This is a genomic window from Streptomyces sp. NPDC047108 (assembly GCF_040643575.1).
Classification (GTDB): domain Bacteria; phylum Actinomycetota; class Actinomycetes; order Streptomycetales; family Streptomycetaceae; genus Streptomyces.
In genome coordinates, this window is the sequence record NZ_JBEYUP010000020.1 from 103,751 (window position 1) to 111,491 (window position 7,741).

A 7,741-nucleotide genomic window follows, 5' to 3' on the forward strand; every position below is an offset into this window, starting at 1 on the left:
ACGGGCCCGGGGACGGTCGTCACGGCCGGTGAGGGGCGCTCCGCCGTCGCGGAGCGCCCCTCACCCGTTCCGGCTAAGCTGAGCGGCAGTCGCGTCAGAGTTGCGACAAGAAGACAGGGTGTGCCGGGAAGTCTGGTCGGCAGGTGCTCGCGTCGTGTCCCGGCTCGAGGGCCTTCGCAGTCCCCGACCGGAGGATGAACCCCGTGGCCGCGCCCCAGACCCGCAAGTTCCTCGGCCGTCTCCCGCTCCCCGAGCGGACGTTCGTGGCGGAGGCGCTGCGGGCCGAGACCGTCGGCGGAGTTCTCCTGCTGACCGCCGCCGTCGCCGCCCTGATCCTCGCGAACACCCCGCTCAGCGGAGTGTACGAGGACGTCCGGGACTTCAGCTTCGGCCCGGAGGCGCTGCATCTCCACCTCTCGGTCGAGTCCTGGGCGCAGGACGGTCTCCTGACCGTCTTCTTCTTCGTCGCCGGTATCGAGCTGAAGCGCGAACTGGTCGCCGGTGAACTGCGCGACCCGAAAGCCGCCGCGCTCCCGGTCGTCGCGGCGGTGTGCGGCATGGCCGCCCCGGCGCTGGTCTACGCGGCCGTCAACGCGGGCAGCGGCGGGGACTTGGGCGGCTGGGCGGTACCGACCGCCACCGACATCGCGTTCGCGCTCGCCGTCCTCGCGGTCATCGGCACCTCCCTCCCGTCCGCGCTGCGCGCCTTCCTGCTCACCCTCGCCGTCGTGGACGACCTGTTCGCGATCCTGATCATCGCGGTGTTCTTCTCCACGGAGATCCACTTCCTGCCGCTCGGCCTCGCGCTGGCGGGCCTGGTCCTCTTCTGGTTCCTGCAGCGCAAGGGCGTCCGCGGGTGGTACGTCCATGTGCCGCTGGCCCTGGTCATCTGGGGTCTGATGCACGCCAGCGGGGTGCACGCGACCGTCGCCGGTGTCGCGATGGGCCTGATGCTGCGCTGCACGGTCAGGGAGGGCGAGAAGCAGTCGCCGGCGGAACACATCGAGCACCTCGTACGGCCGTTGTCGGCGGGCATCGCTGTGCCGCTGTTCGCCCTGTTCGCGGCTGGAGTGACGGTCTCGGGGGACGCCCTGGCGGACGTCTTCACCACACCCGCGCCGCTGGGCGTCGTCCTCGGCCTCGTCGCCGGCAAGACCATCGGCGTCTTCGGCGGCTCCTGGCTCGCCGCACGCTTCACCCGGGCCGAGCTGAACGAGGACCTTGAGTGGGCCGACGTGCTCGCCGTCGCCGCGCTCGCCGGTATCGGCTTCACGGTCGCGCTCCTCATCGGCGACCTCGCCTTCACCGACGACCCCGTCCTCGCCGACGAGGTCAAGGCGGCGGTGCTCACGGGTTCCCTCATCGCGGCGCTGCTGGCGACCGTGCTGCTCAAGCTCCGCAACGTCAAGTACCGCAAGCTGTACGAGGACGAGGAGCGCGACGAGGACCACGACGGCATCCCCGACATCTACGAGATGGACAACCCGGAGTACCACCTGCGGATGGCCGCCATCCACGAGGCGAAGGCCGCGGAACACCGCCGCCTTGCCGAAGCGGCCGCCGACCGAGGCACGAACGACGGCGGTCCGGCATGATCTGAGGGCGACCGGCCGTCCGGCACACTCGACGGAGCGAGCGGCCCCGGGCCCTGTGTACGCCAGCAGGGCCGGCAGAGCGGGCAACGGAAGCAGCGCAGGCAACGGAGAAGAGAAGAGGGATACAGCGATGAGCGCAGTCGAGCAGGACGGCGACCGCAGCCTCGGCCGGCTGGTGGCCCAGGCGACAGCCGATCTGTCCGCCCTGGTGCACGACGAGATCGCCCTGGCGAAGGCGGAGATCCGCCAGGACGTCAAACGCGCCGGCATCGGAGGCGGAGCGATCACGGCGGCCGGGATCCTGGCGCTGTTCGCCCTGCCGGTGCTGAGCTTCGCCGCCGCGTACGGCATCCACAATCTGGGCCTCGGGCTGGCCTGGTCGTTCCTGATCGTGGGCGCGGCGTATCTGCTCATCGCGGCGGTGCTGGGGCTCTTCGCCGTCGCCAAGTTCAAGAAGGTGAAGAAGCCGGAGAAGTCGATCGCCTCGGCCAAGGAGACGGCCGCGGTCCTGCAGCACGTACGGCCGCACCCCCGCCCGGTGGACGGCGGCCGCCCCGCCGACGCGACTGTGACACGCTCATCCGTATGACCGTCCCCGAAACCCCAGCCTCGGTCGTTCGGCCCGACGGCCCCTGGACCCACCGGAACGTGGCCGCCAACGGCGCCCGCTTCCATATCGCCGAGGCCGGCGACGGCCCGCTGGTGCTGCTGCTGCACGGCTTCCCGCAGTTCTGGTGGACCTGGCGGGACCAGCTCACCGCGCTCGCCGACGCCGGCTTCCGCGCCGTGGCCATGGACCTGCGCGGGGTGGGCGGCAGCGACCGCACACCCCGCGGTTACGACCCGGCGAACCTCGCCCTCGACGTCACCGGAGTGATCCGCTCCCTCGGCGAGCCCGACGCGGCGCTCGTCGGCCACGACCTGGGCGGCTATCTCGCGTGGACGGCGGCGGCGATGCGGCCGAAGCTCGTCCGGCGGCTCGCGGTCTGCTCGATGCCGCACCCGCGGCGCTGGCGTTCGGCCATGCTCGGCGACGCCCGTCAGACGGCGGCGGGCAGCCACATCTGGGGCTTCCAGCGGCCGTGGATCCCCGAGCGGCGGCTGACGGCGGACGGCTCGGCGCTGGTCGGACAGCTCATCCAGGAGTGGTCCGGTCCCCGCCCGCCCGAGGCGGAGGCGCTGGACGTCTACCGGCGGGCGATGAGTATCCCGTCGACGGCGCACTGCTCGATCGAGCCGTACCGGTGGATGGTGCGGTCGCTGGCCCGGCCGGACGGAATCCAGTTCAACCGGCGCATGAAGCGGCCCGTCCGCGTACCGACGCTCCATCTGCACGGGTCGCTCGACCCGGTGATGCGGACGCGGAGCGCTGCCGGGTCAGGGCAGTACGTCGAGGCGCCCTACCGGTGGCGCCTGTTCGACGGGCTCGGGCACTTCCCTCACGAGGAGGACCCCGTCGCGTTCTCGGCCGAGCTCATCAACTGGCTGAAGGATCCCGAGCCGGATCGCTGACGGCAGCTCAGATCGCGTCCGGGGGCCGTTGCGGGACAGCCCCGGACGCCGCTGTCGTACACCCTTCCTACGAACGCCAATTGCCGCGCGCATAGGCCGATTGGCGGTCCGTGAGGCGGTTACCGACCCTCCGTCACGGGCACGCTTCCTGGTATGGGTTGGACGCACGACTCCCATGACGCAGGGAGTACGGGGGCCTCTCCCCGGGACACCACAGTTCGCAGCCGCCGCGCCTCCGCCGCGCGCACAGCCCCCAAGGGGGTGATCGTCGCGGGACGCCCCGGCCGGGTTTCCGATCTTCAGCTAGGCATTCCGCGCATTCTCCGTCGTCGCGCCCGCTGGGTGTCGGCGCGGCTGCGCCATCCACGCGGCTGAGCCGCTCTTTCTCCGGATCACGGCGCGTCTCCGGGTCGCACACAGCGGTCCGGATCGCGTCGCGTTCCGGGATCGCATCCTGTTCCCGGAACACATCCCGCTCCGGGCGGCACGGCGTCACGGGTCGCTGTTCGCGTTCGGGGCCGCACGGCGTCACGGACCGCTTCGCGTTCCGGATCGCCTTGCTCGCTCCGGACACCAGGACCTGACGCGCCGGCTCGCCTGTACGGGGCCGGGTCTGACGCGCCGGCTCGCCGGTACGGGGGCTTGGGCCCGACGCGCGGGCTCGCCGGTACGGGGCGGGGCACGGCTACAGCGCGCACCCCTGGCTGTCCACCTGGCGCTTGGCCGTACGGCCCTTGACGATGTCCTCGCGCACCTCGTCGGCGGTCAGGGCGTACCCGGTGTTGGCGTCGTCGAGCGACTTGGCGAACACCACGCCGTAGACGCGACCGTCGGGAGTCAGCAGCGGTCCACCCGAGTTGCCCTGCCGGACGGTGGCGTAGAGGGAGTACACGTCGCGGCTGACCGTGCCGCGGTGGTAGATGTCCGGGCCGCTGGCGTCGATGCGTCCGCGGATGCGGGCGGCGCGGACGTCGAACGCGCCGTTCTCCGGGAACCCGGCGACGATCGCGCTGTCGCCCGTGCCGGCGTCGCGCTGGGTGAACTGCAGGGCAGGGGCGCGGAGGCCGGGGACGTCGAGGACGGCGATGTCGCGCTCCCAGTCGTAGAGCACGACCTGGGCGTCGTAGAGCTTGCCCTCGCCGCCGATCTGCACGGTCGGCTCCTCGACTCCGCCGACCACGTGCGCGTTGGTCATGACGCGGTTCGGCGAGAAGACGAATCCGGTGCCCTCCAGGACCTTGCCGCAGCTCCGGGCGGTGCCGAGGACCTTCACGATGCTGCGCTGGGCGCGGGTGGCGACCGGGCTGGTGGCCAGCTTGGGGTCGGGCGGAGCGACCGAGGTGATGGGCTCGTTGGAGAACGGGCTGAAGACCTGCGGGAAGCCGTTCTGCGCGAGGGCGGAGCTGAAGTCCGCGAACCAGGTGTTGGCCTCGCCGGGGATCACCTGCGATACGCCCAGCAGGATCTTGGAGTTGCGGACCTCCTTGCCGAGCGTGGGCAACGAGGTGCCGGCGAGGGCCGAACCGATGAGCCAGGCCACGAGCAGCATCGCGACGACGTTGACCAGGGCGCCGCCCGTCGCGTCGAGCGCGCGGGCCGGGGACCAAGTGATGTACCGGCGGAGCTTGTTGCCCAGATGTGTGGTGAACGCCTGGCCGACCGACGCGCAGACGATCACCACGACGACCGCCGCGACCGCGGCACCCGTACCCGGCGTCGCCTCGTCCGTGACCTGATCCCAGATCACGGGCAGGAGGTAGACGGCGACCAGACCGCCGCCGATGAAGCCGATCACGGACAGGATGCCGACCACGAAGCCTTGCCGGTAACCGACAATGGCGAACCACACGGCGGCGAGCAACAGAAGGATGTCCAGCACGTTCACCGAGATACCGTCTCATGCGCTCCAGTCGAGCGGGACGTGCTTGGTGCGGTCCCAGGGGCGTTCCCAGCCGGAGTAGTGGAGCAGGCGGTCGATCACACCGGCCGTGAAACCCCAGACCAGGGCATCGCGGACGAGGAACGCGGGGCCCTTGTGGCCACTCGGGTGCGTGGTGACCGCGCGGTTGGCCGGGTCCGTGAGTTCCGCCACTGGCACGGTGAACACCCGGGCCGTTTCGGCCGGATCGACCGGAGAGACCGGCGACGGCGCGCGCCACCAGCCGAGGACCGGGGTCACGACGAAGCCGCTCACCGGGATGTAGAGCTGCGGCAGGACGCCGAATATCTGGACGCCCGAGGGGTCGAGGCCGGTCTCCTCCCATGCCTCGCGGAGCGCCGCGCGCAGCGGTCCGACGGTCCGCGGATCGCCGTCCTCCGGATCGAGGGCGCCGCCGGGGAAGGACGGCTGGCCCGCGTGGGAGCGGAGGGTCCCGGCACGCTCCATGAGGAGCAACTCGGGGCGGTGGCCGTTCGCGGCCCCGGCGGCCTGGTCCGGCCCGCCGGTCGCGGCGGTCGCGGCGGTCGTGCCCTGGTCCGCCCCGCCGGTCGCGGCGGTCGTGCCCGTGCCCGGCCCGCCGGTCGCGGCGCCTGCGCCCGGCCCGCCGTCGCCGAAGAGGATCAGGACGGCGGAGGCGCGGCCTCCGGAGTCGGGCGGCAGAAAACGGCTGAGCTGTTCCGGCTCCACGGTCTCGGCGGCGCGTACGACCGGGTCCAGCCAGGTGGGCAGCCCCTCGGTGCTGACGGTGATCTCGCCGCCGAAGGCTCCGGAGAGCCCGGCGGACGCCCCGAAGGTCTCCTGGGGACGGCTCATGCGGCCCCCAGCGGCAGGGCGGGCTTGCCCGGGTAGTCGGACGGGGGCTTCAGCCGCTGCCCGGGGGCGCCGCCCAGCTCGTACTTCAGCAGTTTCCTCGCCTTCTCCGGGTCGGTCTCGCCTTCGCCGTACGCGGGGCAGAGCGGCGCGATGGGGCACGCGCCGCAGGCGGGTTTGCGGGAGTGGCAGACGCGGCGGCCGTGGAAGATGATCCGGTGCGACAGCATCGTCCAGTCGCTCTTCGGGAAGAGCGCGGCGATCTCGGCCTCGACCTTGTCCGGGTCCTCCTGCTCGGTCCACTTCCAGCGGCGGACGAGCCGGCCGAAGTGGGTGTCCACGGTCAGGCCGGGGACACCGAAGGCATTGCCCAGCACCACGTTCGCCGTCTTGCGGCCCACACCGGGCAGCGTGACCAGGTCCTCCAGGCGCCCCGGCACCTCACCGCCGAAGTTGTCCCGCAGGGCCGTGGAGAGGCCGATCAGCGACTTCGCCTTGGCGCGGAAGAAGCCGGTGGGCCGGATGATCTGCTCCAGCTCCTCCGGATTCGCCGCCGCCATGTCCTCGGGGGCCGGATAGACGGCGAAAAGGTCCGGGGTCGTCTGATTGACCCGGAGGTCGGTGGTCTGGGCGGAGAGGACGGTCGCGACCAGGAGCTGGAAAGGGTTCTCGAAATCCAGCTCGGGGTGGGCGTAGGGGTAGAGATCCGCCAGCTCGCGATTGATTCTGCGCGCCCTCCGGACGAGCGCGAGCCGGGACTCCGGTTTGGGTTTTGCGCTTTTCGCTACTTTTCTTCCCTTGGCAGGCTCGTGTTCGCCCACAGCGGAATTCCGCGACGCGCTCACCCGTACGGCCCCCTTGCCCTGTGCTCTCACCGGCGTATTGGACACCCGGCCAGCGTAAGGCCCGGCACCGACAAACGGCCTGGCCGCCGGAAATCCGCACCCCGATCGGACCCCTGCCGTATGGCTTCCGCAGGGCATGCGCCACACTTGTGTTTGATCACACAGTTTTACCGTCCGGCATCATGGGGACGACGGTCCCCTGTGCATGTCGACAAGGAGAGATCTCGTGGACGACGTTCTGCGGCGCGCCCCGCTGTTCGCGGCGCTCGATGAAGAGCAGGCCGCTGAGCTGCGCGCCTCGATGAGCGAGGCCACCCTGGCCCGCGGCGACGCCTTGTTCCACGAAGGTGACCCGGGCGACCGCCTGTATGTGGTCACCGAGGGCAAGGTCAAGCTTCACCGCACCTCCCCCGACGGCCGCGAGAACATGCTCGCGGTCCTCGGCCCTGGTGAGCTCATCGGCGAGCTCTCCCTCTTCGACCCCGGCCCCCGTACGGCCACGGCCAGCGCGCTCACCGAGGTGAAGCTGCTCGGCCTGGGCCACGGCGACCTCCAGCCGTGGCTGAACGCACGGCCCGAGGTGGCCACCGCGCTCCTTCGCGCCGTGGCACGCCGTCTGCGCCGGACCAACGACTCGATGTCCGACCTGGTCTTCTCCGACGTGCCCGGCCGCGTCGCGAAGGCCCTGCTCGACCTCTCCCGCCGCTTCGGCGTGCAGTCGGAGGAAGGCATCCACGTCGTCCACGACCTGACCCAGGAGGAGCTGGCACAACTCGTCGGCGCCTCCCGCGAGACGGTCAACAAGGCGCTCGCGGACTTCGCGGGCCGCGGTTGGCTGCGCCTGGAGGCGCGGGCCGTGATCCTGCTCGACGTGGAGCGGCTGGCCAAGCGCTCGCGCTGACCGCACCGCTCTCGCGCCCGTATCGCGAGAAGGGGCCCCACCGCCTGGTGGGATGGCCGCTACGGGCTTCTGGCTGCTGGTCGCCGCGACCCCGCGGACCCGGCTGCTCGCCCTGACGCCCGCGAGGACGGGCGTCAGG

The 7,741-nt window shown here is 71.5% G+C and carries 8 protein-coding genes; 5 read left to right on the top strand and 3 right to left on the bottom strand.

All coding sequences use genetic code 11. The annotated features are described in order from the left end of the window. Window positions 1-203: 203 nt before the first annotated feature. From nhaA to ABZ822_RS27725, 4 genes are all read left to right on the top strand, one after another. Window positions 204-1,595, top strand: a complete 1,392-nt coding sequence (gene nhaA, locus ABZ822_RS27710; protein WP_360859951.1) for a Na+/H+ antiporter NhaA — start codon at window positions 204-206, stop codon at window positions 1,593-1,595. A 130-nt stretch (window positions 1,596-1,725) separates the two neighbouring features. Then, complete coding sequence (locus ABZ822_RS27715; RefSeq protein ID WP_360859954.1) at window positions 1,726-2,184, top strand: phage holin family protein; 459 nt, start codon at window positions 1,726-1,728, stop codon at window positions 2,182-2,184. Then, window positions 2,181-3,107 carry an alpha/beta hydrolase gene (locus ABZ822_RS27720; RefSeq protein WP_360859957.1) on the top strand — a complete coding sequence of 309 codons (927 nt, stop codon included), beginning with the start codon at window positions 2,181-2,183 and terminating at the stop codon, window positions 3,105-3,107. The genes ABZ822_RS27715 and ABZ822_RS27720 overlap by 4 nt, the downstream gene beginning before the upstream one ends. A gap of 153 nt (window positions 3,108-3,260) precedes the next feature. Then, the gene (locus tag ABZ822_RS27725; RefSeq protein WP_360859960.1) at window positions 3,261-3,482 is read left to right on the top strand and encodes a hypothetical protein; all 222 of its coding nucleotides are present in this window, start codon (window positions 3,261-3,263) and stop codon (window positions 3,480-3,482) included. Between the two features lie 310 nt (window positions 3,483-3,792). Here the strand turns inward: ABZ822_RS27725 and ABZ822_RS27730 are convergent, their stop codons facing one another. The 3 genes from ABZ822_RS27730 to nth are packed head-to-tail and all read right to left on the bottom strand — an operon-like array spanning window position 3,793 to window position 6,677. Further along, a complete protein-coding gene (locus ABZ822_RS27730; RefSeq protein WP_360859963.1) occupies window positions 3,793-4,992 on the bottom strand; it encodes a MarP family serine protease in 1,200 nt (399 codons plus the stop codon). Between the two features lie 12 nt (window positions 4,993-5,004). Further along, entirely contained in the window at window positions 5,005-5,859 is an 855-nt protein-coding gene (locus tag ABZ822_RS27735; RefSeq protein ID WP_360859966.1) for a CoA pyrophosphatase, read from the bottom strand. Beyond that, window positions 5,856-6,677: an endonuclease III gene (nth, locus tag ABZ822_RS27740; protein ID WP_360859988.1), complete on the bottom strand. Its 822-nt coding sequence runs from the start codon at window positions 6,675-6,677 to the stop codon at window positions 5,856-5,858. The genes ABZ822_RS27735 and nth overlap by 4 nt, the downstream gene beginning before the upstream one ends. 250 nt (window positions 6,678-6,927) lie before the next feature. Here nth and ABZ822_RS27745 point away from each other — a divergent pair, with 250 nt between their 5' ends. Then, the gene (locus ABZ822_RS27745; protein ID WP_351508004.1) at window positions 6,928-7,602 is read left to right on the top strand and encodes a Crp/Fnr family transcriptional regulator; all 675 of its coding nucleotides are present in this window, start codon (window positions 6,928-6,930) and stop codon (window positions 7,600-7,602) included. The last annotated feature ends 139 nt before the right edge of the window (window positions 7,603-7,741 follow it).

What these genes read in the sequence shown, in the direction of transcription:
- ABZ822_RS27725 (WP_360859960.1), top strand. Translation starts at nt 3,261, where the DNA reads ATGGGTTGGACGCACGACTCCCATGACGCAGGGAGTACGGGGGCCTCT.
- ABZ822_RS27735 (WP_360859966.1), bottom strand. Translation starts at nt 5,859, where the DNA reads ATGAGCCGTCCCCAGGAGACCTTCGGGGCGTCCGCCGGGCTCTCCGGA.
- ABZ822_RS27715 (WP_360859954.1), top strand. Translation starts at nt 1,726, where the DNA reads ATGAGCGCAGTCGAGCAGGACGGCGACCGCAGCCTCGGCCGGCTGGTG.
- ABZ822_RS27720 (WP_360859957.1), top strand. Translation starts at nt 2,181, where the DNA reads ATGACCGTCCCCGAAACCCCAGCCTCGGTCGTTCGGCCCGACGGCCCC.